Genomic DNA, 24275 nt, shown 5'->3' with positions numbered 1-24275 from the left:
GTGGCACCGCGAATCATCGCTGCGCTGCAGGTCACCCATGCAAATGCCCCGATCCGGCCACAAGCCTCCGCGCATGCCGATCGATCCGGACGACGCTCTCCGGATCCGTCGTTACGCGCTGCTGCTCGTCGCCCGGTTCCCGCATCTGCAATCGGTGTCGCTGCAGTTGCTCGAAAGGGACGAGACGTTCCGGGAGTTGTGCGAGGAGTACGCCGCCTGCACGGAAGTGATCGAGCGGCTCACTGACGCGCCTTCGGACGACGCCATGCGCCGCGAATTCAGCGCGCTGCGCCTGCGTGTCGAAGGCGAACTGCTCCGCTACATCTCGGATCACGGACCGACGCGCTGATGCTGCGGTCACGAAGGAGGACGCACCATGATGCTACGTAGCGGCAATACCACCCCGATGCTGAGACAGGCCCTGATCGTCGACAGCGGCCTTGCGTCCGCGGAATGCGCAGCGACGCGCAGCATCCGGACACTCGCCACGGAACTCCAGAACCGCAGCATCGAAGTCATCGAGGCCAGTTCCTTCGACGACGGCCTTTCCATCGTCGTCTCCGACGCGAGCATCGATTGCCTGCTGCTGCACTGGCCTCAGGATCGTGCCGAGCTGACGCAGGCGACAGAGCTGCTGCGCACAGTGCGTGCGCGCAACGTCAAGATGCCGATCTTTCTGCTGGCAAGTCGCAAGCTCGCGGATTCCGTCAGCGTCGAGATCGCGACGCTCGCCGACGAGTTCGTCTGGATTCTCGAGGACACGGCGAAGTTCATCGGCGGCCGCGTCCTCGCGGCGATCGAGCGATACCTCGAGACACTGCTGCCTCCCTACGCTGCTGCCCTCGCCCGCTACGACCGCGAACGCGAGTACTCATGGGCCGCGCCAGGCCACCAGGGCGGCGTGGCGTTCCTGAAATCGCCGGTCGGACGGCTGTTCTTCGATTTCTATGGCGAGAACCTTTTCCGCACCGACATGGGCATCGAGCGCGGCGCGCTCGGGTCGATGCTTGGCCATTCCGGTCCGGTCGGCGAAAGCGAACGCAACATCGCACGCATCTTCGGTGCCGATCGTTCGTACTCCGTCCTCAACGGCACATCGGCTTCGAACCGCACGATCATGTCGGCCTGTGTCGGCGACAACGAGATCGCGCTGTGTGATCGCAACTGCCACAAGTCGATCGAACAGGGACTGGCACTCACAGGCGGCATTCCGGTCTTCCTGAGCCCGACGCGCAATCGCTACGGGATCATCGGTCCGATTCCGCCCCAGGGACTGTCGCCGGAAGCGATCGGCGCGGCGATCGCCGCGAATCCGCTGGCGAAGACTGCTGCGAGCAAGAAACCCGTCTACTCGGTGCTGACGAACTGCACGTACGACGGCATGTGCTACAAGGCCGACGCCGTGCAGGCGCAGCTCGAGAAGAGCGTCGACCGGATTCATTTCGATGAAGCGTGGTACGGCTACGCGCGCTTCAATCCGATGTACAAGAACCGCTTCGCCATGCGCGACGAACCTTCGTCGCACGCGAAGGACGGTCCGACCGTCTTCGCGACGCACTCGACGCACAAACTCCTCGCTGCGCTCTCGCAGACGTCGTACATCCATATTCGCGATGGACGCGGCGCGATCGACCACGGCCGGTTCAACGAGGCCTACTGCTCACAGGCCAGCACCTCACCGCTCTACGCGCTGATCGCATCGAACGACGTCGCCGCCGCGATGATGGATGGCCCTGCTGGCGAAACGCTCACGCAGGAAGTGATCAACGAAGCAGTCGCCTGCCGGCTCGCGGTATCGCGCGTCCGCCAGGAATTCCTGAAGAAGAACAAGAACGACTGGTTCTTCGCGTCATGGAACGCCGAGGAGATCACCGATCCGAAGACCGGCAAGCGCATTCCCTTCCACGAAGCGCCCGCCGAACTGCTCAGCACCGATCCGAACTGCTGGATCCTGCATCCCGGTGAGAGCTGGCACGGCTTCGACGGCCTGCCGGACGGCTGGTGCATGCTCGATCCGATCAAGTTCGGCATCGTGTGCCCGGGCATGCAGCAGGACGGCAAGCTCGCCGAGCACGGCATTCCGGCTGACATCGTCACGGCCTATCTCGGCCGTCACGGCATCGTGCCCTCGCGCACGACCGATCACATGGTGCTGTTCCTGTTCTCGATGGGCATCACCAAGGGCAAGTGGGGCACGCTGCTCAACACGCTGCTCGACTTCAAGGCCGACTACGACCGCAACGCACCGCTGTCGGAAGTGATTCCATCGCTCGTCGCCAATGCACCGGATCGCTATCGCGGCATGGGCTTGCGCGATCTGGGAAATCAGATGTGGGAGCACCTGCGCAAGAGCCAGCAGGGTCACTGGCAGGCGCAAGCATACGCAACGCTGCCGACACCGATCATGCCGCCGCGTCGCGCATTCCAGCAGTTGATGAGCGGTGCGGCGGAAAAGGTTCCGCTCAATGAACTGGCGAATCGCGTCGTCGCCGTCGGCGTCATCCCCTATCCGCCGGGCATTCCGATCGTCATGCCCGGCGAGAACATCGGCGCCGCCGACGGCCCATGGATCACTTACCTGAAGGCACTGCAGGAGTTCGGCCATCGCTTCCCCGGTTTCGCGAAGGAAGTCGAAGGTGCTGAAGAGCACAACGGCACGTACCAGATCTACTGCCTGACGGGGACACAGCCATGATGGAGTACAGCGCCAGCATTCCCAAGATTCCCATTCCCTTCTGCAAGCTGCTGAAGGTCGTCGCGCTCGTGGACGGCGACGACACGGAAGTGCGCGCGCTGCTCGATCTGATCGCTGCTGATCGCTATGAGATCGAGATCAGCGATCGATTCGAGCGCGATGTCGACGAAGACGCCGATGTCGGCGCCTACATCCTTGCAGTGGATGGCGACAGGCGCGAACGGGCACGCAAACTGGGCCAGGCGGTTCGCAACATCGGCTTCCGCACGCCGATCTGGGCGCTGGCCGATTCGCGACGAATCGCGGATGTCGCCGTTTCCGGCTGGTTCGGCGAAGTCGACGGCTTCATCTATCTCGGTCAGCAGACGCCGTCGTTCTACGCAAAGCAGATTCTCGCCAGCCTGACCGACTACGGTCGCAGCCTGCTGCCGCCCTTCTTCGGCGGCATGATGGCGTACGACGCGGCGGCCAATGTCGCGTTCGCCTGCCCCGGCCACCAGGGCGGCCAGTTCTATCGCAAGTCGCCGGCGGGACAGCTCCTCTACAAGCACTTCGGCGAAGAGATCTTCCGCAACGATCTGTGCAACGCCGACGTCGAGCTGGGCGACCTGCTCATTCACGTCGGCGCGGCCGTCGAAGCGCAGCGTCATGCGGCGAAAGTGTTCGGTGCTGACCGCACCTACTTCGTCCTGAACGGCACTTCGACCTCGAACAAGATCGTCACCGGTTCCGCACTGCGCCGCGGCGACCTGGTCCTGTTCGATCGCAACAATCACAAGTCGATGCACCAGGGCGCTCTCGTGCAGGCGGGAGCGATCCCGATCTTCCTGCCGACGGCGCGCAACTCCTTCGGGATGATCGGCGCAGTCGACTGGGATGCGTGGGACGAGAAGTACCTGCGCGAGCAGATTCGTAACCATCCGCTCGTGAAGGACCCGGAGCGGCACAAGGCCGAGCGACCATTCCGGATCGCCTGCATCCAGCTCGCGACCTATGACGGGACGATCTACAACGTCCGAAAGGTCATGGAGAAGATCGGTCATCTCTGCGACTACGTGCTGTGGGACGAAGCCTGGATCGGCTACAACGCGTTTCATCCGCTGTTCGCGGACCACAGCCCGATGCGGATCGAGAAACTCGGTCCGGACATGCCGGGCCTGTTCTCCACGCAGTCCGTGCACAAGCAGGGTGCGGGATTCTCGCAGGCGTCGCAGATCCACAAGCGCGACGATCACATCAAGGGCCAGCGCCGCTTCATCGAGCACAAACGGTTCAACGAAGCATTCCTGATCAACGCGTCGACTTCGCCATTCTACCCGCTGTTCGCCTCGCTCGACGTCAACGCGAAGGTTCACGAAGGCAAAGCCGGTGAAATGCTCTGGGACCGCTGCATCGAGATCGGCATCGAGGCGCGCAAGAAGCTGCGCGAATTCGGTCACCACTACGCCAATGCGGGCCGTGATGCGCAGGAGAAGTGGTTCTTCGATCCCTTCGTCCCCGATGTCGTGAGCATTCGCGGGTCTCGCTTCGCGAAAGATGCCGCGAACGTTCGCTGGGAAGACCTGCCGACCGAAGTGCTAAAGCATGAACAGCAGTGCTGGGTCTTCGAGCCCAAGGCGACCTGGCATGGCTATCGCGGCTACAGCGACGGCTACGCGATGGTCGATCCCAACAAGCTCGCCCTGCTGACGCCCGGCATCGATCGCAAGACGGGCGAGTACCTCGACTGGGGCGTGCCCGCCACGGTACTGGCGAACTACCTGCGTGAGCAGCGCATCGTCCCCGAGAAATGCGATCTGAACAGCATTCTGTTCCTGATGACGCCGGCGGAAGACGAAAGCAAGCTCAATTCGCTGATCGCGAAGCTCGTGAAGTTCAAGACACTGTGGGATGCGGATGCGCCGCTCGGCGACGTGCTGCCGACGCTGTACTCACAGAATCGCGAGCGTTACGCGGGCTACTCGATTCGCCGCATCTGCAACGAGATGCACGACTTCTATCGCAAAGCGAAAGTGAAGGAGCTGCAGGGCTTGTGCTTCCGCGCCAGCAGCTTCCCGGAACTTGCGATGCCCTCGAAGGATGCCTACGAGGCGCTCGTCGCGAACGAAGTCGACTATGTGCCGCTCTCCGAGATCACCGGCCGCGTCGCCGCGACGCTCGCACTCATCTATCCGCCCGGCATCGGCGTCATCGTTCCCGGCGAACGCTGGGACGCGCGGGCAAAGCCGATGCTCGACTACTTCCTTACGTTCGAAGAATCGTTCAACCGGTTTCCTGGCTTCAACTACGAAGTCCAGGGGGTGTACCAGGAAATCGTGAACGGACGAATCAAGTTTCACACCTATGCGGTTCGGGAATGACTGGCAGGAAACGGTCCATTAGGAGGACGGGGTCATGAAAGAACAGAAGAAGATGAATCTGATGCAGCTCACGTTCATCGTCGCGGTGAACATGATGGGCTCGGGCATCATCATGTTGCCTACGAACATGGCGCAGGTCGGGGCAATCTCCCTGCTGTCGTGGATCGTGACGGCGCTCGGATCGATGGCCATTGCCTACGGCTTCGCGCAGGCAGGCCTTTTCAATGACAGAAGCGGCGGCATGGCCGCCTACGCGGAAGACGCCTACGGGAAGGACGGCTACTTCCAGGTGTTCTTCCTCTACTTCCTGTCGCTCGCAATCGGCAACGTGGCGATTGCGATCTCGGCAGTGGGTTACCTCGCCTCGTTCTTCCCCGGGCTGTCGGCAACGCCGATAACGACGTGCGTCACGGTGATCGTGCTGCTGTGGCTCACGACCTTCGCCAACTTTGGCGGGCCGAGCGTCACGGGCAAGATCGGATCGGTGACGGTATGGGGCGTCATCATCCCGGTGGGCGCCCTCTGCATCATCGGCTGGTTCTGGTTCAGCAAGGACACCTTCGCCGCGGCGTGGAATCCGCAAGGCCTGTCGCTGGCGCAAGGCATGGGGTCGAGCATTTCGCTCACACTGTGGGCCTTCCTCGGCATGGAATCCGCCGCCCAGAACTCATCGGCGGTCGAGAATCCGAAGAAGAACGTGCCGCTCGCCTGCATGTTCGGAACGCTCGGCGCAGCCGTCATCTACATTCTTTCGACGACGGTGATCCAGGGCATCGTGCCCAACGCCGAGCTCGCGAACTCGACCGGTCCGTTCGGTCTCGCCTACGCGAAGATGTTCAGCCCGACGGTGGGCTCGATCATCATGGCGCTCGCCGTGCTCGCCTGCCTTGGTTCGCTGCTCGGCTGGCAATTCACGATCGCGCAGACCGGCAAGTCGGCCGCCGAAGGCCGCATGTTCCCGGCCTTCTTCACCCAGACAAACTCGATGGGCGCGCCGATCAAGGGAATGATCGTACTCGGCTTCGTGCAGACGGGCCTCGCGCTGATGACGATCTCGCCGACGCTGAGCGAGCAGTTCAGCGCGCTCGTCAACCTGGCCGTCGTCACGAACGTCATTCCCTACATCGTCTCGCTGTCCGCGCTCATCGTCATGATGAAGGGCGCGAATGTCAGTGACGGCGTCTACAAACGAAACGTCTTCATAGCAGTCGTCGCCATGGCGTACAGCACCTTCGCGATCTACGCCTCGGGCATGGAAGCCGTCATGGGTGGCGCGCTGGTGCTCGCTCTCACTTACATCATCTGGGGATTCCTGGCGCCACGCTTCACGGCTCCCGCGGCGGCGTCGACATCCTCGGCTCACAAGGCAGCGGCATAAGGTCCAAGGAGAACAACCATGAGCACCAATACTTCCCGCTGTGATCGGCTGCGCAGCATCATCCGGGTCAGCGCTGCTGTCGGCGCACTCTCGCTCGCTGCAATCTCCACCGTGCACGCTGCGGCGCTCGATCGAATCCGCGAGACGGGCCAGATCAAGTTCGGCTACTTCGCCGATGTCCGCCCTTTCACTTACGTGAACGGTTCGACGGTCGAAGGGTACGGCGCGACGCTGTGCCAGAAGATCGCGGACCACGTCAAAGGCGAACTCGGCATCGCAACTCTCACGGTCGAATGGGTTCCGATCCAACCCGACAGTGCACTGGCTGCCGTGGCCCAGGGCAGCGTCGATGCGCTGTGCACGCCGACGGCGATCACCGTCGGTCGTCGCAAAGAAGTGTCCTATTCCCTTCCCGTGTTTCCGGGCGGAGCCCGCGCCGTACTTCGCAACGACGCACCGGCGGCCCTGAAGACCGCACTCGCGGAAGCGCAACCTCCAAAACCCGTCTGGCGCGGCTCACCAGCAGTGAAGACCTTGAAGGACACCCGCGTTGGCGTCGTGAGCGGCAGCGCCACACAGGCGTGGGCGATCGGAAAGATCGCCGTTCTCCAGATCGGCGCACAGCTCGTACCGGTGCCCGACTACAAGACGGGCCTCGAGCAGCTTCGCGATCGCAAGGTCGACGTGCTCTTCGGCGAACGTTCCGCTGTTCTCGGCGCCATGGACCCGTCCGCGTTCAAGGATCTCACCATCGTGGATCGCATGTTCACGCATGAACTCTATGGCATCGCCTTGAGTCGCGGTGACGAAGACCTGCGCCTGCTGGTCGATCGTGCCCTGAGCCTGCTGTACAGCACCGGCGAGATCGACGCGCTGTACCAGAAGTCGTTCGGCCCGCCGAGCGCGGCCGTCAGAACCTTCTTCCAGTGGAACGCATTGCCGCTGTGAGCGCGACGTAGAGCCAAGGAGTCAGGATCATGATCCAGAGAAGTATCAAGCGACTGAGCATGCGCGCCCTCATCGTCGATGACGAACTCGGCGCACCGACGGCGGAGGGCCGGGCCGCGCGGGCGTTGGTGCAGGAACTGCAGGGGCGAAGCATCGAAGTCATCGAAGCGAACTCCGCTGAAGACGGTACGGCGGTCATCACGGCTGACACGGCTATTCATGCCGTGCTGCTCGACTGGACGCTGGGTGACGACAAGAACCACGCTCGCGCGAAAGCGCTGCTGCAATTTGTCCGCTCGCGCAACGACAAGATACCCATCTTCCTCATGGCAGAGCGCGGCGAAGCCTCCGCGATCCCCGTGGAGATCATGGAGATGGTGGACGAGTACATCTGGACGCTCGAAGACACTGCGGCGTTCGTCGGCGGGCGCGTCGCCGCGGCGATCCGTCGCTATCTCGAGATCATGCTGCCTCCGCTCGCGGCTGCACTGATGAAGTTCAGCCAGGAGTACGAATACTCGTGGCATACGCCGGGCCATACGGGTGGAACGGCGTTCCTCAAGTCGCCCGTGGGCCGGATCTTCTTCGACTATTTCGGCGAGAACATGCTGCGATCGGACCTGTCGATCAGCGTCGGCAGTCTCGGCTCGCTGCTCGATCACACCGGACCGATCGGCGAGCACGAAAAGTATGCCGCCCGCGTCTTCGGCGCGGATCGCACCTACTCAGTCACGAACGGCACGTCGATGTCGAATCGTGTGATCTTCATGGCCGCCGTGGCCCGCGATCAGATCGCGCTCTGCGATCGCAACTGTCACAAGTCCATCGAACACAGCCTGGTCATGACGGGCGCCATCCCGACTTACCTGGTGCCGCTGCGCAATCGCTACGGAATCATCGGGCCCATCCCGCCGAACCGCCTCGACAAGAACGCGATCAAGGCGGCGATCAAGTCCAATCCCCTCGTGACGAGCGGCATCGCGACCCGCGCGGTGCACTCCATCGTCACGAACTCGACGTATGACGGTCTCTGCTACAACGCGCGGCGCGTCGAGGAACTGCTCGATCCGAGCGTCGATCGCATTCACTTCGACGAAGCCTGGTACGCGTACGCCCGGTTCAACCCGCTGTACCGCGAACGGCATGCGATGCACGGCGACCCGAAGGATCACAAGGGACCGACGATCTTCGCGACGCATTCGACGCACAAGTTGCTGGCGGCGCTGTCGCAGGCGTCCTTCCTGCACATTCGCGATGGCCGCAGCCCGATCCCGCATTCGCGGTTCAACGAGTCGTACATGCTGCATGCGTCGACTTCGCCGCTGTACCCGATCATCGTCTCCAACGACATCACCGCCTCGATGATGGACGGTCCCGGCGGTCCGACGCTGACCACGGAATCGATCCAGGAAGCTGTCTCTTTCCGCCAGACCATCGGCCGCGTGAACCGCGAGTTCGCGCGCAAGAAGCAATGGTTCTTCAAGACATGGAACCCCGACACGGTCCGCGTCGGCAGCCGCAAGTCCGCGAAGAAGGTGCGCTTCGAGGATGCACCGCCGGAGGTTCTCGCCGCCGATCCGAACTGCTGGGTGCTCCATCCGAAGGAAACGTGGCACGGCTTCGGCGATCTCGAAGATGGCTACTGCATGCTCGACCCGATCAAGGTGTCGATCGTCACTCCCGGCGTGCTCGACAAGGGCGGCCTCGACAAGAAGGGTATCCCGGCCAATCTCGTCACGGCGTACCTGCACTACCGCGGCGTCGAGGTCGAGAAGACCACGGACTTCACGATCCTGGTGCTGTTCTCCATCGGCATCACCAAGGGCAAGTGGGGAACGCTGCTGAATGCGCTCCTCGACTTCAAGCGTGACTACGACAACAACACGTCGCTGGCTGTGGTGCTTCCGCACCTGACGTCGGACTATCCCGATGTGTATGGCGGCATGGGCTTGCGTGACCTCGCCGACCAGATGTTCGCGCAGTTGCGCGAGTCGCGGCAGACACACTGGCTCGCCGAAGCGTTCTCGACGCTTCCGACGCCGGTGCTGACACCGAATGCTGCGTTCCAGTACCTGGTGCGTGACGAGATCGAGCACGTTCCGCTCGACAAGCTGGCGGACCGGATTCTGGCGACGAGCGTCGTACCATATCCGCCAGGTATTCCCATGCTCATGCCGGGTGAGTCGACGGGACCGGAAGACGGACCGTATCTCGGCTACCTGCGCGCGCTCGCGGCCTGGGACAAACGCTTCCCGGGCTTCGGCCACGACACTCACGGCGTGGAGAATCGCGACGGTGTGTACTACGTCCAGTGCCTGAAGAGCGGCACTGCATGAGTACAGCCGGTCGCAAGATGTCGCTAACGCAGGCCACCATGCTGGTGGCCGGCAACATGATCGGCACAGGAGTCTTCCTGCTGCCGGTCAATCTTGCGCACGTCGGCGGCATTGCGATCTTCGGCTGGCTCATTGCAACCGCGGGTGTCGCCGCGCTCGGCCTTACCTTCGCGAAACTCGGCGAGCTGAATCCGCAGGAAGGCGGCCCGTATGCGTATGCGCGCGACTTCCTCGGACCGTATGCGGGCTTTCAGACGAACTACGTGTACTGGTTCGGCAACTGGATCGGCAACATCGCGATCGCAGTGGCGGCCATCGGCTATCTGGCGGAACTGATTCCGGCGATCACCGAGCCTCCTGCCAGCGTTATCGCGACGGCGCTGCTCATCTGGCTGCTCACATTCGCCAACATCCTTGGGCCTCGCGTCGTTGGCGCACTCGAAGCATGGACGATGGCGCTGGCGCTCATTCCGATTCTCGCCATCGCCTTCTTCGGCTGGTTCTGGTTCGACACGACGACGTTCCTTTCGGGCTGGAATGTCAGCGGCGAATCGAACGGGGAAGCGATCTCGCGAGCGGCTTCGATGGCGCTGTGGGCCTACATGGGCATCGAAAGCGCGGCGGTCTCCGCGGGCGTCATCGAAAACCCGAAGCGCAACATCCCGCTGGCCACGCTCATCGGCCTCGCGCTCGCCGCGGTGATCTACGTTCTCAGTTCGTCGGTCATCATGGGAATCCTGCCGAACGAAGAGCTGCGCACGTCGCATGCCCCGTTCGCCGAAGCGGCGCGGCTTGCGATCGGCACATCGGGTGCCGTCATCATCAGCGTGTGTGCCGTGCTGAAGTCCGTCGGCTCGCTGGGCGGCTGGATGCTGCTCGTCGGGCAGTCAGCAAAGGCAGCCGCCGACGACGGCATGTTTCCCAAAGTGTTCGCGCGGCTCAACACGAATGGCGTTCCCGGCCACGGGCTCATCATCGTCGCCGTGCTGATGACGATCGTGCTGTTTGCAACGATGTCGCCAACCATCGCCGATCAGTTCACTCACATCGTCGACCTGGCGGTCGTTCTCGTCATCGTTCCCTATGTCTACTCCGCGGTGGCCGTCGTGAAGGTCATTCACGATCACAAGCTGCCCGCGGCGACGTTCCGCACTTACAAGTACATCGCAATCGTCGCGGTGATCTATTGCCTGTGGGTCATCATCGGCGGCGAACCGAAGACTGTCGTGCGCGCGATGGTCGCATTGCTGATCAGCGTACCGCTGTACCCCTATTTCATTCGCTCCATGGAGGAAGCGGCACAGCGCAAAGCGCAACGTGCCGCTGTCATCGAGACGCCACACGCGAGCGCCGTTCCGGGTGCCGCACACTAAGGAGACTTGAGAAATGAAGCCGTCCGATCCGACTCTCGCCCGTCGTACACGCCACGCCATCGCGGCTGCGTTGCTGGCGGTCGTCGCACAGTCTGCTGTCGCCGCGGAAGAGGCACCGTCTGCCCCGCCTCCAGGTTTCCCGCCGGGTATCGATTGGGAACCCGTTTTCAGCGCGACCTGGGGCTCCTTCGGTTTCGGCAACTCGTACTACGCCAATCCGCGCGACGGCGAGCCTTCCGGAGATCTGAGCGACAACTGGTTCGAGGGGTCGCTCAAGGGTGGCATCAAGGGCTCGTACAAGATGAGCGACTCCTCCGAGATCTACGGCTCGCTCACCGCAGTCGGCGAACGAACCTACGGTGCTGGAGCGCAGATCGTCGGCGACGATGCATCGTCGTTCCAGATCGAAGATGCCTACCTCGGCTGGAAGTCCGGTGATATCGATCTAACGCTGGGCCGCACACGCTATCGGCTCGGACACGGCATGCTGCTGTACGACGGTGCCTCGGAAGGCGGTTCCCGCGGCGGTTACTGGACGAACGCTCGTCAGGCATTCGGCTTCGCTGCGATTGGGCGCTTCACACCGGGCAACAACCGGCTCGAGGCGTTCTATCTCGAACGCGACGAAATCCCCGGCTCGCGAACCGACGCTTCGTTGTGGGGATTGAATTACGAGTACAGCATCGGCGAAGACACGACGCTGGGTGCGACGTACATGCAGTGGTCGGCGGATCCGAGCCGCGCGCCAGCACGCGACGGTCTCGACGTCTATAACCTGCGCGCGTTCACCGCTCCCTTCCCTTCGATGAAGGCCTTGTCCTTCGAGCTCGAGTACGCGCAGGAAGACAACGGTGACCTGCGCGATTCGACCGCCTACAACGCTCTGGTTGCCTACCAGTTCGAGAGCTCGTGGAAACCCAAGCTGTCCTATCGCTACGCCTACTTCGAAGGCGACGACCCGAACACGGCCAAGGACGAGTCCTTCGATGGTCTGTACACGGGCTTCTACGACTGGGGCACCTGGTGGCAGGGCGAAATCGCGGGTGAGTACTTCCTCTCGAACTCCAACCTGATCTCGCATCAGCTGCGGCTCCACGTGAAGCCGAACGACGCGATCTCGATGGGTCTGATGCTGTTCGACTTCCAGCTCGACAACGCCGCTTCCGCCGGTGTCACTTCGGATGACGTCGCGACGGAACTCGACTGGTACATGGACTGGGCCTACAACGACAACTTCACGTTCAGCTTCATTGCGGCTGTCGCCGAGCCGGGTGACGCCGTCGAGCAGTCGTCAGGACGATCCGACACCTTCATCTACGGAATGATCTTCGTTGCCTACAGCTACTGACATGCGAGAACAATGATGAATTCACGTCTGCTGCGTATCGCCGTCGCAACGGGGACGCTCGCCGTCCCTGCCGCCGCGCATGCTTCGCTCTTTACAGGAGACACGCTGGATGCGGTCGCCAATGTGCTCGCATGGATCGTGCTGTTCATCGCACCGGCCGTCGCCATCACGGTGTTCTGGCTGGTGCACATCCTGCCGGAGAAGATCGCGGAGAAGCGTCATCATCCGCAGGCACCCGCGATCAAGACCCTTTGCTTGCTTTCGCTGTTCTTCGGCGGTCTGCTCTGGCCGCTCGCGTGGCTGTGGGCCTATTCGAAGCCCGTGCTCTACAAGATGGCTTATGGCAGAGATGTCGAAGTGCCGCCAGGAGCCGCCGAAGACACGCTGATCCCCCAGGCCGAGGCCCCCGAATCCCTGCGAGAGGAGAACTGACATGGAAATTCTCCTGCTGGGAATCTATTCCTTCTTCGTCTGGCTGATCTTCTTCAAGTACAAGTGGCTGCCGTGGAACACTGTGAGCCAGGTGATCGTGATCACGCTGCCGATCATCGGCATCACGCTGCTGATCCTGCTGCTGAACATCGTAGCGCCTTCGTCGGCGGACGTTCGTGTCGTGAATTACGTCGTCACGATCAATCCGCGCGTCAACGGTCTCGTCACGGACGTGCCGATCGAGCCGAACCGTCCGATCAAGAAGGGCGATGTGCTCTTTCAGATCGACCCGACGCCGTTCGAGCTCGAAGTCAAATCACTCAACGCGCAGCTTGCGCAGCTGGACGCACAGCTCGTGACGGCCAATGCCAATCAGCGCGGTCTCGGGCAGCAACTCCTGACTGCCCGCGGTACCAAGGACTCCGTGGCATCGCAACTGAAACTCGCTCAGGTTCGCGAAACGCAGTTGCGGGAATTGGCGAGAACAGGCGCCGGGAGCCAGTTCGATTATGAGCAGGCACAGAACGACGTGCTCAGCCTGAAGGCACAGCTCGCCTCCGCGAGCGCAACCGAGGGACAGGTCCGCGAAAAGCTCGCGGCGAAGACCCCAGCCGGCGAACAGGATGAGATCGCCAACGTGAAGGCGAAGATTCTGCAGACCCAGTCGCAGCTGGCGGATGCCCAGTGGCGACTCGATCAATCGACATCTCGCGCACCGGCTAACGGCACTGTCGTTTCGCTCGCGCTTCGTCCTGGTGCGATGGCCGTGCCGCTCCCGATGGTTCCCGCGATGACTTTCGTCGAGGACGAGCAGTGGATTATGGCGATCTTCAACCAGAACGAAGTCCGCAAGATCAAGCCGGGCCAGGAGGCGGAGATCGCGCTCAAGATGTATCCGGGCCGGATCATCAAGTGCAAGGTCGATTCGATCATGTGGGCGACGGCGCAGGGTCAGCTGCCGATCGGCGGCGTCAACACAGCTTCGGGCGTGGCGCCGATTCCGCGAAACAGTCTGGCAGTGCGCCTGCTGGCCGATCGCCACGACAAGGAGCTGTTCCTCGCTTCTGGCGCCATCGGCAATGCCGCCGTCTACACCGACAGCGGCGCACCGATCCACATCATTCGCAAAGTGATCATCCGCGTCGGCGCGAAGCTCGACTGGCTGATCCTCAAACTCCACTAAACGCGAAGGGTGACCCGTGACTCGAGAATCGCCTGACGCCCGACTTCGTCGGCCGCTCATACACACGGTGTATGCAGCGGTCGCGCTGACCTGTGCAAGTTGCAGCACGACGCCACCGCCCGCACCGGAGGAGATCCGGAAGCAGGCACTCGGCAACGTTACCGTCGAACATCCGTGGAAAGCCGGTGCAATGTCGGCCGAAGCGGTGCAGGACAACTGGTTGAGCTCGTTCCAGGACACTCAGCTCGATGCGCTCGTGCGCGAAGCGCTGAACAACAATCCCGATCTGCGCATCGCCGCGGCGCGAGTCGAGCAGGCGGGACAGTATCTCGTCATCGCACAAGCCAGCCTCAAGCCCTGGCTGGGCATCGCGGGCACGGGAGGAATGAAGTCCGGCGGTGGCGGCGATCCGACGTCGGCACTGCAGGGGATCATGATCGCCGCGTCGTGGGAACTGGACCTGTGGGGTCGTGTTCGCTACCAGCGCAACGCTGCCCGGGAAACCTACGCATCCGCGCAATCCGATTTCGAGTTCGCACGCCAGTCGCTCGCCGCTTCGACGGCGAAGGCCTGGTTCACCGCCACTCAACTAGGGCAACGCGCGGACATCGCGGCGGAGATGGTGAAATCCGCGCAACAGTTGACGACCCTCGCAGAGGATCGCGAGCGCGTAGGTGCCGGCACGGAAACCGACACCGCGCTCGCCCGCGCAAGTGCACGCGATCTCGAAGACACGCACCAGCAACTGGAGTTCGCCCGTGGCCAGGCGCTGCGCGCATTGGAAGTGCTCATCGGTCGCTATCCTGCTGCGGAGATCGCGGCTCGCCCGGATCTCATCGCCATGCCCGGCGCTGTTCCTGTCGGGATGCCGTTGCAGATGCTCGAACGCCGACCGGACGTTATCGCTGCGGAACGTCGAGTGGCGGCTGCCTTCAACCGGATCGGCGAAGCCAAGGCGGCGCGGCTGCCCAAGCTGTCGCTCAACCTGAATTTCGGTGCGATCGACAGCGAAATTCTGCAGCTCAAGGAAGACTTCGAGAATCCAACCGGGGGCGCCGGCGCCCGCCTGGTGGCTCCGCTCTACCAAGGTGGAGCCCTCAATGCGAACGTCGAGATCCGCACGCTCGAACAGAAAGAAGCGATCGCCGACTACGCACGTATCGCGCTTCGCGCCCTCAGCGAAGTCGAGAACGCACTCGCCGCCAGCGCTTCGCTCGCTACGCGCGTGTCACTTCTGACCCAATCGCTGGACGAACAGACGCGAACGATGGGCCTCGTGCAGGAACGCTTCAAGATCGGCCGCATCGATCGTCGCAGCGTCGAGCAGCAGAACCTCGGCGTACAGAACGCGAAGCTCGCGCTGCTCAACGTGCGAACGGAGGAGCTCGCGCAGCGCGTCAATCTGCACCTGGCTCTGGGCGGCAGCTTCGAGACACCGCAGCGCCAGGCCGAAGCACGTCCGTGAAGCTGTCGATCGACCTCACGCGCAATACCCTCGGCCGCCTGTTCCTGCAGCGGTGCTTCTACCTCTTCATTTCCCTGCTGGCGTTCATCGCAGCCGCTCCGTTCATCGACGATTCCCCTCATGGCGTCCTGGTCCGCAACGCGATCAACATCTTCATCATTGTCTCCGCCGTCGCCGCTGTCGGCCGTTCGACCGGGTCGTTCATCATCATCGTGCTGCTCGCGGCGCCGGCCATGCTGTTGAGATGGCTATCGTTTACGACCGACGACAGCAACTACTTCGATGTCGCGCTGCGCATGAACGCAGCGATGTACGCGGCGGCGATCGCCTTTCTCATGCGATATGTCTTCGACCGCGAGGTCATGGACTCCGATCGACTGTGGGGAGCCGCTGCATGCTTCCTGCTGCTGGGAGTTCTGTGGTGCTTTCTCTACGCCATTGTCGACCGGATGGTGCCCGACGCCTACTTGATCCGTGGCAGCGCAGGCGCCCTCGATCTCACTGATCTCGTCTACTTCAGCTTCTCGACGCTGACGACGACCGGCTTCGGCGACATCGTTCCGATCGCGCGCATCGCCAAGGTCGCGTCGGTTCTCGAAGCAGTGATCGGGCAACTCTTCCTCGCCATCCTGATCGCGAGACTGGTCGGCGTGTATCCGGTAGGACGCGGCAATCACCAGAACGGGGCCGTCTCATGAGTTCGCATTCGTCACACGACATCACGCGCATAGTGCTGGCGGTGCTCGTGATCTGCCTGCTCCTCGCGGGCAGTCTCTGGACGATGCTGCCGTTCCTCGGCGCGCTCATCTGGGCGACAACGATCGTCGTTGCGACCTGGCCTGTGCTGCTGTGGTTCGAGAGGCACACGGGCAATCGCCGCAAGCTGGCGGTCGTGATCATGACCGTCATCGTGTCGGCTGTGTTCATTACGCCCTTCTGTCTCGTCGTCATTTCCCTGCTCGATGCGATCCAGAGCAGCCCAGCGATCATCCGCGACTTCCTGGCGCAGGGCCTCGGACCGCCACCGTCCTGGGTCTCTGGTATCCCGATCGTCGGCGAGAAGATCGCTGAGCAGTGGCAAGCGCTTGCTGCCGGCGGCACGGACGCTGTCGTCGAAGCGATCCGCCCCTACATGCGATCCGCCGGCACCTGGGCGATGTCCGCAACGGGCGGCATAGGAATGACCATCATCCAGATCCTCTTCATCGTCATCCTCGTCGCGATCCTTTACGCGCAAGGCGAGACGGCAGCGCGCGGCGTGCTCGACTTCGGCCGCAGGCTCGGGGGAGAACGCGGCGAGGCAACGGTGACGCTCGCGGGTCAAGCCGTACGCAGCGTGGCGCTGGGCGTAATCGTGACCGCGCTCGTGCAATCGACACTGTCGGGCATCGGGTTATGGGCGAGCGGCATCCCGCATGCCGCGATCCTCACAGCCGTCATTTTCGTACTGGGCGTCGCGCAGCTCGGCCCGATGCCCATCCTGCTTCCCGCCATCGGATGGCTGTTCTGGACCGGCCAGACGGGATGGGCGACCGCGCTCCTGATCTGGAGCCTTCCTGTCATTGCACTCGACAACGTGCTTCGTCCGTTGCTCATCCGTCGCGGTGTCCAGTTGCCGATGCTGCTGATCATCGCCGGTGTCATCGGCGGCCTGATCGGATTCGGGGTGCTCGGCCTGTTCGTCGGACCCGTCATTCTCGCTGCGACCTACACACTGACAAAAGCCTGGATCGCTGAAGGCTCCGCCGAGGTCTGAAGATCATGAAGTTCTCCATCAACTGGCTGCTCGTTTTCATCCCGATCACGCTCATCCTGGAACACTCAGGCTCGCCCGACCCGACAGTATTCTTCTCCGCCGCAATCGCGATCCTGCCCATCGCAGCGCTGATCGTGCGCTCGACGGAACAAGTCGCAGCGCGCACCGGCGACGCAGTGGGCGGACTGCTCAACGCGACGTTCGGCAACGCGCCGGAGCTCATCATCGCGCTCGTCGCGCTGAAGGCAGGGTACGTCGACATGGTCCGCGCCTCGATCATCGGCGCGATCCTCGCAAATCTCCTGCTCGCACTCGGCGTCTCCTTCCTGATCGGCGGTGTGAAGTTCCGCGATCAGGTCTACAACGCCCGGGCTTCGCGGACATACAGCACGATGATGCTGCTGGCAGCGATGAGCCTCGCGGTTCCCAGCGCGTTCAGTCGCTATTTCGCGCCGGAAGGGACGATGCGTCAGGAACAGATGCTCAACCTCGGTATCGCCGGCGTCCTGCTCTTCGCGTACGTGATGTATCTTTTCTTCTCGCTCAAGACCCATCCAGCCGCATTTGCGAGCGCGGATGGCGCCACGGGCGAAGCACATCATCACGGCGAGGCGACGTGGAGCATGCCGCGTGCAATTGGCAGCCTGGTGGGTGCGTCTGTCCTGGCCGCATGGATGAGCGAAGTTCTGGTGGGCGCCGCCGAGGGCACGGGTCAGGCACTCGGCATGTCGCAGATCTTCATCGGTATCGTGTTCCTCGCCGTCGTCGGCGGCGCTGCCGAGAGCGGTTCCGCGATCGCGATGGGCGCGAAGAACAAGGTCGATCTCTCCGTCGGCATTGCGCTCGGCAGCTCGATCCAGATCGCATTGTTCGTCGCGCCGCTGCTCGTATTCGCGAGCTACTTCATTGCTCCCGAACCGCTCGAACTATCCTTCTCGCGCGCGGAAGTGGGATCGCTCTTCCTCGGCGTACTGATCGGCACAGTCGTTTGCGGCGACGGTCAGACGAACTGGTTCAAGGGGGCGCAACTCATCACCGTCTATCTGATCATCGCGATGATGTTCTATTTCATGCCGGTGATCTAACCCTTCGCCGTCGCGCCGGGCAGGCGTAAGCTCCGCTGCTCGCGACAGAAGGAGATTGCGATGAAGACATTGCCGGCATCGTTCGTCACTGCGCTCATGTTCGGGATGATCGGTTGCGCGTCCTCGCCCGCCGCGGTGACCAATGAACCGCTGGAAGGCCCGCAGTGGAAGCTCACCCGGCTGGGCGGGCAACCCGCCACTGCGACGAGCCCCGAGAAAGCCCCCTATCTGCAGTTCCTGGCCGCGGAGAAGCGTGTCGTCGGCTCCGGTGGCTGCAATCGTCTTGGCGGCAGTTACACGCTGGACGGCAGCAAGCTTACGCTGGGCCAGATGGCGAGCACGATGATGGCCTGCCCGCACGGCATGGACCAGGAACAGGCACTGCACGCCGCGTTCAAGAAAGTGACGAACTGGCGCGTCGACGGAGAGACGCTGCAACTGCTGGACGCCGCCGGTCAGTCGGTTGCGACTTTCGAAGCAAAGAAATAGCGCCGTTCAGCGCGCTTCGGCGAGCAACTTGTTGAGGAGGGCCGAGACCGCCGGATCCTCCAGAATGCCCGTGTGCGTGTCATTGAAGCCGTAAAGCGAGTGGGCCTGCGACTGAGCTTCCGGGCGCAGCTGGCTGGCCACTGTCACGACGCCATCGTCCGACTCGCTGGAGCTACCGTCCTTCTTGAACGAGAAGAGCAGATGATGCTCGGTCCCTTGCACCTGCACGGGCGTGCCATCGTCGAACAGTGTGCGCAGATAGTCGCTGGATGGCGCCATGTCGTACCAGGAACGAACCACCGTGGGTGCGTAGTCGACGCCCTTCTGCGCGGCGCTATGACCGCCCCAGGGCGTCGACAGCGTGATGAACAATGGACTCGCAGCAGCGCTGCTCTTTTGATGTCGTAGCAAGAAGCCCCTCGATACCAGGCCACCCATGCTGTGCGCCACGACGAGCACTTTCGGCACTCGGTAGCGCACTTCGAGCTGCAGCAGCGTTTGTGTCAGGTGGTCAGCAACCCTCGGCAGTCGCGCACCCGACGGGTAGTAATAGACCCACGGCTGAAATCGTGTGCGGTCCAGATGCTCGATGAGATAGCGGAAATTTCGGGGCGATCCGCTGATGCCATGGACGAACAGCACCGGGATGCGTTTCGCATCGTACGGCTCCAGAAAGTAAATGCCCGGGCCCGCGTTGACGAGGAAATCGAACGGCGCCCACATGCCGGATTTCACCCGCTCGTCGGAGAATCGGTCGTCATCGAGCGTCGCCATGGCGCCGGCAGCGGTGACGGAAGCGATACTGACTTCGAACTGCTGGTCGTTCGACCTGGCCACGAGCTGCGTGATGTCCACGTCGTGCCCGTACGCCTGGCTCCCCGCCGAGGGAATCCGCAATGCGATGTCGGCGACTCTGCCGCCAGCCGCGCATTGCACCTGTTGTGTGGCCTCACGATTCAGGAGCGGCTCTCCGGGCTGGTAAATGAGATCGCGGCTGCGATCCTCGAAGGCAGCCAACTGATACAGCCCCGGCTGCGCCGCCATGAGCCAGGTGCCATCCCCCTCCGAAACGAAGTGATCGATCAGCCTCGGCGAGTTACCGATCATGCCGACGAGCACCACCACGCGCGGATCGTCCTGTGCAGTGCTACCGGCGATGGTTCCTGAAATCAGGCAGAGCTGGTCGAGTTGGGCCTGCTGCTCCTTCAACGTCCTGAACATGCAACCCGACAGGGGACCCGCGAGCAGCAGAAAGAATACGAGGAAGACTGACGACCGCCCGCGGATGGCTTGTAGTTTCACGTTCGTTGTCATCGTGATGGCGACGGTGCCGAGTATTCCGTGCACTGCGACATGACGGGATGCGTAGTAAGGGCAGCGCGGCCCGGATCTGCCCTTTGTCCTTATCCCATGCACACGCCGGGCACGCACAATGCCCGTCACCGCCTTGCGATGTCGCCATGAAACAAATTGCGCCCGTTGCCCTGCTTCTTCTGGCTGGCTGCGCCTCCATCGGCCCCACGACCGTCCCGCGCGATCGCCTCGACTACAGCGAAGCGATCACCGAGTCGTGGAAGCGACAGAATCTGCTGAACATCGTGAAGCTTCGCTATCTCGATCCTCCTGTCTTCGTCGATGTCGGCCAGATCGTGAGCGGCTACACGCTCGAAACCGCGATGACGGTCGGCGGCCAGGTTTCCAGCAGCAGGGCCGTGCAGGGCAACAGCGCAACGCTGGGCGGTTCCGGGCGCTTCACCGATCGCCCGACGATCACGTACCTGCCGATGACGGGCAACAAGTTCATCAGTGGACTGATCATGCCCATTCCCCCCGATGCGATGTTCTTCGCGATTCAATCGGGCTGGCCCGCGGACGTGATGCTCTCGCACGGCCTTGCAGCCATCAACGGATTGCGCAACTCCGAGACCACACCAGGCGGACGCGAAGAACCCGACCCAAGGTTCGTTCGCGTAACGCAACTGATGCGGAAAATTCAGGTGACCGGCTCGGTGGGACTGCAGCTTCGCCGCGGTCCGGGCGGCCAGACATCGACGATCATCGTCTTCCGCGCACCTGATACCGCGGCGGAGACACTGGCGGATATTCGCGAACTTCGGACGTTGTTGGGCCTGTCGCAGGAAGCGAGCGAGTTCACGTTGACGTTCGGCGGCCTCGCCTCCAACGATCGTGAGGTAGCCGTGCACACGCGTGCGCTCATGCACGTGATGTCATCGATGGCCCAGCACGTCGAAGTGCCGGCGGAACACGTGCGCGAGGGGCGCGCTCTTCCAGGTGCATCGCTCGAAGAACCCGTGCGCGAGGGCAGCTTCCGTATTCATTCAGGAACTGAAGAGCCCGCGGATTCCTACATTGCCGTTCAGTATCGCAACCTCTGGTTCTGGGTCGACGACCGCGATCTGCGATCGAAGCGCGCCTTTGCGCTGGTCATGCTGTTGTTCACGCTGTCGGACACCGACTCCGACCGTGCACTGCCGCTGCTGACGATTCCTACGGGATGATTCATCCCTTCAATGCTGTTCGCAGCAGTTCGTCCGAACCAACGCCCATCCGGCGCAGGACCTGGAATGCCGCGGCCGATGATATGTTCAGCGGTCTGACGCGATCCGGCGCAAGGAAGTAGAGCGAGCCCGACCGCACTTCCGGTACGCCGGGAACGAACACCGCAATCCTCGAATCACCCAGCTTCTCGACGACGAATGCGATCTGCCAGGCTTCGTCCTCGATGGACACGATGACCGGCTGCTGCGCAAAGGATTCGATGCCGCCGCTGCCGCCTCCCATGCTGCGAAAGAAACCATAACCGGGAACGTTGATCAGCACCTTCGCATCCAGAAAGGCACCGATCTCCCGCGCCAGCACCGTGCGAGAGAACAGGCCGGCGGCGAAACAGAAGACGACGACCAGCAGGACCGCGAAGACCTGAGGCGTCAGCAGATGGCCCAGTTGCAGCTTGTCGATCACGCCCGAGAACGCGGGAACGATTCGATGCGCCACGCCGAAGGCCTTGCCCAGAATGAGCATCAGCAGGACGATCGGCACGAGATACAGCACGCCGCCGATGAGAGTGGTACGAACGAAACCGAGAAGCTTGTTCATGATTGCGCGACTCCGCGAATGCTGCGGAGCAATCTACCGCACGTGTGCGGAGATGAACGTACGCATGGAGGGCAAGTGAGCGGCCGACAGGCCGGTCATCCCCGCGCAGGCGGGATCCATCCTGGTGATCCGGATGGACTCCCGCTTTCGCGGGAGTGACGGCGATTCAGCCGATCCTCCTGATCTCTTCCACCACCCTGCCCCAATGCACCGACAGCGGATCGATGAGCGCGTAGTGCCCGCACTGCTCGAGTCGAACCACGCGCACTTTCGGATGACGCTCTGCGTACGCTTCGGTCACGCTCACCGGAACAGTGTCGTCCTGGAGTCCCTGAATGATCGTGACTGGGACCCGCGGCGCGCTCATCCTCGCGGGATCCACATCAACTCGCATCACGGGGTCGGCCCCAAGAAACGCACGCACTGCGTCGTTGCTGAGATGGAGTGCATCGGCCCGCTGCAGATCGGCAACCGGAGCAAGCGCGACGCTTCCGCGCAAGCCCGCATCATCGAGACGCGCCGCAGCCCACAACGCAAGATGTCCGCCTGCTGAGTGCCCTACGAGAAGGACTGAGCCGTTGTGACGCGATATGAGTGCGGGCAACTTCGCAACTGAGGCGGCGATATCCGCCAGCATCGCATCCGGATCACCCGGATGACGCCGATACTCGAGACTGGCCACAGTCCAGCCCGCTGCGGCTATTGCGATCGCCATCGGTCCGGTGTGAACGCGGTCGTACGCAGGACGCCAGAAGCCGCCGTGAATGACTACGACGAGCGGGCGATGCCCGGCACCTTCGCTTCCAAAGCGAACGTCGGCGATCTGATCAGGCGACGCCCCGTACGACACGACACGATCGGGGCCAGGAACGACGCGCGACAGCACCGATTCATCATCCACGAACATCGCTAGCACCGGACAGCGCGTCCGGATCGGACGCGGCAGCATCATGGCCCAATGTCACGGACAGCGACAGCGCCGCGTTGATTCTCAGAACGTCAGCGGCGTCCGGATGGTGAAGGCTACGTCGGGCGTATCCCGTGTCACGCCGACGCCGAGCGAAAGATTCAGCGTCGAGGTCGGGTTGTAGCGATACGAGACGCCGAGGGAAAGCGTGCCCAGTGTCGTTCGCACAGCACCGGGCACATCGACGCCGTTCTGCTGTGTCTTGTCGATGAGGCTCTGGTCGTAGCCGATGCTGAACGACGCCTTCTCGTTCAGCGCCAGACCCATGCCTACGTTGAATCCGAAGATATCGCCAGGCGCGATTTCTCCGAGCGGCTCCTCCTCGCCGACCAGCAATGTTCGCGTGAGATTGTCGCGAGGGAAGTTGTGGAGATAGCTGAACCCACCGAAGAACACGGCCGGATCGGACGCGTAGAGCCAGGTGACTCCCGCCTGCGCGGCATTGAAGCCCGAACCCGTCGGCAGTTCCAGCGGCAATCCGGTACCCGTCGTGTTCCCGATGCATCGGGTGACGCAATCGGTGACGACTTCGAACGGATCCGTGCCGGTATGCCAGCGATAGCGCAGCCACCCGATCCAGAACGGCTTGCTGTAGTCACCGCGATTGAGCTGGAAGCGCATCGTCGCATCGACATCACCGAGACCGTGACCTTCGGCATTGAACACATTGTCGAACGCACTGCCGGTCAGGATCTCGCGACTCACTGTATCCACGGACGTGTACACGTACGGCGCGCGAACCTCGAACTCGAAGCGATTGCCGAATCCATAGCGCGCAGTCAGCGCTCCGACGGCGTTGGTGGTCTTCACGCGGCGCACATCGACGAGGCCGATCAGGATCGCCGGGATGACGCTGTAGCCGATGAGCGATACGCGATCGCTGGCCCAGTACGAAGTCTGCACCGAAGGCTCGAGGACGAACTTGCCGCTCTGGGTGAGAACCGTCGGCTCCGCGAAGATCTGCGCGACCTCGGGCGCACGCGTTTGCGGCTTCGGCGCCTCGCCGACGGGTTTTGGCGGCGACGTGATGTCATCGACCGACTGTGCTTTGATCTGCGGCTCGGCGGCGGCGACGAACTGATCCGTTCCCGTCGCAGTTCCACCGCGTTGCTGGTCGAGCACTTCCTCGTCCAGGGCATCGCGTAGCGACGCGATCGTGGCTTCCTGCTCGCTCAACTGATCGCGAAGCTGATCCAGCCTTGCGCTCTGTTCAGCCAGCTGGCGTCGCAATTCCTCCAACCGATCCGGAGGAGCAGCGAGCGCCGGCAGGGACACGGCCGCCAGCACGGCGACGGCAATCATCGAGCTGCGTCGTTGCAGCCGCGGATGGATGTCCTTCACAA

At 62.6% G+C, this 24275-nt stretch carries 20 protein-coding genes; 16 read left to right on the top strand and 4 right to left on the bottom strand.

Features of this window, described 5'->3' with window-relative positions; genetic code table 11:
• Nucleotides 1–37: 37 nt before the first annotated feature.
• From HNQ60_RS20060 to HNQ60_RS19990, 15 genes are read left to right on the top strand one after another with little or no spacing between them, the layout of a single operon-like run.
• On the top strand, nucleotides 38–349 hold the full coding sequence (locus HNQ60_RS20060) for a hypothetical protein (RefSeq protein ID WP_184334569.1): 312 nt from the start codon (nucleotides 38–40) through the stop codon (nucleotides 347–349).
• Nucleotides 350–376: 27 nt separating this feature from the next.
• The gene (locus tag HNQ60_RS20055; protein WP_221304327.1) at nucleotides 377–2695 is read left to right on the top strand and encodes an Orn/Lys/Arg family decarboxylase; all 2319 of its coding nucleotides are present in this window, start codon (nucleotides 377–379) and stop codon (nucleotides 2693–2695) included.
• Nucleotides 2692–5055 carry an ornithine decarboxylase gene (gene speC / locus HNQ60_RS20050; protein WP_184334568.1) on the top strand — a complete coding sequence of 788 codons (2364 nt, stop codon included), beginning with the start codon at nucleotides 2692–2694 and terminating at the stop codon, nucleotides 5053–5055. The genes HNQ60_RS20055 and speC overlap by 4 nt, the downstream gene beginning before the upstream one ends.
• A 34-nt stretch (nucleotides 5056–5089) precedes the next feature.
• The gene (gene potE, locus HNQ60_RS20045) at nucleotides 5090–6433 is read left to right on the top strand and encodes a putrescine-ornithine antiporter (RefSeq protein ID WP_184334567.1); all 1344 of its coding nucleotides are present in this window, start codon (nucleotides 5090–5092) and stop codon (nucleotides 6431–6433) included.
• Between the two features lie 18 nt (nucleotides 6434–6451).
• Nucleotides 6452–7381, top strand: a complete 930-nt coding sequence (locus tag HNQ60_RS20040; protein ID WP_184334566.1) for an amino acid ABC transporter substrate-binding protein — start codon at nucleotides 6452–6454, stop codon at nucleotides 7379–7381.
• Nucleotides 7382–7410: 29 nt separating this feature from the next.
• Nucleotides 7411–9717, top strand: a complete 2307-nt coding sequence (locus tag HNQ60_RS20035) for an Orn/Lys/Arg family decarboxylase (protein ID WP_221304326.1) — start codon at nucleotides 7411–7413, stop codon at nucleotides 9715–9717.
• Nucleotides 9714–11090: an amino acid permease gene (locus tag HNQ60_RS20030; RefSeq protein WP_184334565.1), complete on the top strand. Its 1377-nt coding sequence runs from the start codon at nucleotides 9714–9716 to the stop codon at nucleotides 11088–11090. Before HNQ60_RS20035 ends, HNQ60_RS20030 begins: the two co-directional genes overlap by 4 nt.
• A 13-nt stretch (nucleotides 11091–11103) precedes the next feature.
• Nucleotides 11104–12438 (top strand): alginate export family protein, encoded by a 1335-nt coding sequence (locus HNQ60_RS20025; RefSeq protein WP_184334564.1) that lies wholly within the window; start codon nucleotides 11104–11106, stop codon nucleotides 12436–12438.
• Nucleotides 12439–12453: 15 nt separating this feature from the next.
• Nucleotides 12454–12870 (top strand): DUF3302 domain-containing protein, encoded by a 417-nt coding sequence (locus tag HNQ60_RS20020; protein WP_184334563.1) that lies wholly within the window; start codon nucleotides 12454–12456, stop codon nucleotides 12868–12870.
• A 1-nt stretch (nucleotide 12871) separates the two neighbouring features.
• The gene (locus HNQ60_RS20015; protein WP_184334562.1) at nucleotides 12872–14053 is read left to right on the top strand and encodes an HlyD family secretion protein; all 1182 of its coding nucleotides are present in this window, start codon (nucleotides 12872–12874) and stop codon (nucleotides 14051–14053) included.
• 16 nt (nucleotides 14054–14069) lie between these two features.
• Nucleotides 14070–15518, top strand: coding sequence for a TolC family protein (locus HNQ60_RS20010; RefSeq protein ID WP_184334561.1), 1449 nt, complete (start codon nucleotides 14070–14072; stop codon nucleotides 15516–15518).
• Nucleotides 15515–16216 carry a potassium channel family protein gene (locus HNQ60_RS20005; RefSeq protein WP_184334560.1) on the top strand — a complete coding sequence of 234 codons (702 nt, stop codon included), beginning with the start codon at nucleotides 15515–15517 and terminating at the stop codon, nucleotides 16214–16216. The genes HNQ60_RS20010 and HNQ60_RS20005 overlap by 4 nt, the downstream gene beginning before the upstream one ends.
• Nucleotides 16213–17274: an AI-2E family transporter YdiK gene (gene ydiK, locus HNQ60_RS20000; RefSeq protein WP_184334559.1), complete on the top strand. Its 1062-nt coding sequence runs from the start codon at nucleotides 16213–16215 to the stop codon at nucleotides 17272–17274. Before HNQ60_RS20005 ends, ydiK begins: the two co-directional genes overlap by 4 nt.
• Before the next feature lie 5 nt (nucleotides 17275–17279).
• The gene (cax, locus tag HNQ60_RS19995; protein WP_184334558.1) at nucleotides 17280–18359 is read left to right on the top strand and encodes a calcium/proton exchanger; all 1080 of its coding nucleotides are present in this window, start codon (nucleotides 17280–17282) and stop codon (nucleotides 18357–18359) included.
• 60 nt (nucleotides 18360–18419) lie between these two features.
• Entirely contained in the window at nucleotides 18420–18848 is a 429-nt protein-coding gene (locus HNQ60_RS19990) for an META domain-containing protein (protein WP_184334557.1), read from the top strand.
• Nucleotides 18849–18854: 6 nt separating this feature from the next.
• Here HNQ60_RS19990 and HNQ60_RS28145 read toward each other — a convergent pair whose 3' ends face one another.
• Nucleotides 18855–20150 carry an esterase/lipase family protein gene (locus HNQ60_RS28145; RefSeq protein WP_184334556.1) on the bottom strand — a complete coding sequence of 432 codons (1296 nt, stop codon included), beginning with the start codon at nucleotides 20148–20150 and terminating at the stop codon, nucleotides 18855–18857.
• Nucleotides 20151–20308: 158 nt separating this feature from the next.
• Between HNQ60_RS28145 and HNQ60_RS19980 the strand changes: the two genes are divergently transcribed.
• A complete protein-coding gene (locus HNQ60_RS19980; protein WP_184334555.1) occupies nucleotides 20309–21367 on the top strand; it encodes a hypothetical protein in 1059 nt (352 codons plus the stop codon).
• Between the two features lies 1 nt (nucleotide 21368).
• Here HNQ60_RS19980 and HNQ60_RS19975 read toward each other — a convergent pair whose 3' ends face one another.
• From HNQ60_RS19975 to HNQ60_RS19965, 3 genes are all read right to left on the bottom strand, one after another.
• On the bottom strand, nucleotides 21369–21965 hold the full coding sequence (locus HNQ60_RS19975; protein ID WP_184334554.1) for a DUF502 domain-containing protein: 597 nt from the start codon (nucleotides 21963–21965) through the stop codon (nucleotides 21369–21371).
• A 166-nt stretch (nucleotides 21966–22131) separates the two neighbouring features.
• Nucleotides 22132–22872: an alpha/beta hydrolase gene (locus HNQ60_RS19970; RefSeq protein ID WP_184334553.1), complete on the bottom strand. Its 741-nt coding sequence runs from the start codon at nucleotides 22870–22872 to the stop codon at nucleotides 22132–22134.
• An 84-nt stretch (nucleotides 22873–22956) separates the two neighbouring features.
• Nucleotides 22957–24273, bottom strand: coding sequence for a hypothetical protein (locus HNQ60_RS19965; protein ID WP_221304325.1), 1317 nt, complete (start codon nucleotides 24271–24273; stop codon nucleotides 22957–22959).
• Nucleotides 24274–24275: the final 2 nt, after the last annotated feature.

Origin of the sequence: Povalibacter uvarum (genome assembly GCF_014202975.1) — a bacterium.
Taxonomy (GTDB): domain Bacteria; phylum Pseudomonadota; class Gammaproteobacteria; order Steroidobacterales; family Steroidobacteraceae; genus Steroidobacter; species Steroidobacter uvarum.
This window is presented reverse-complemented; position numbering and strand designations above follow the sequence as displayed.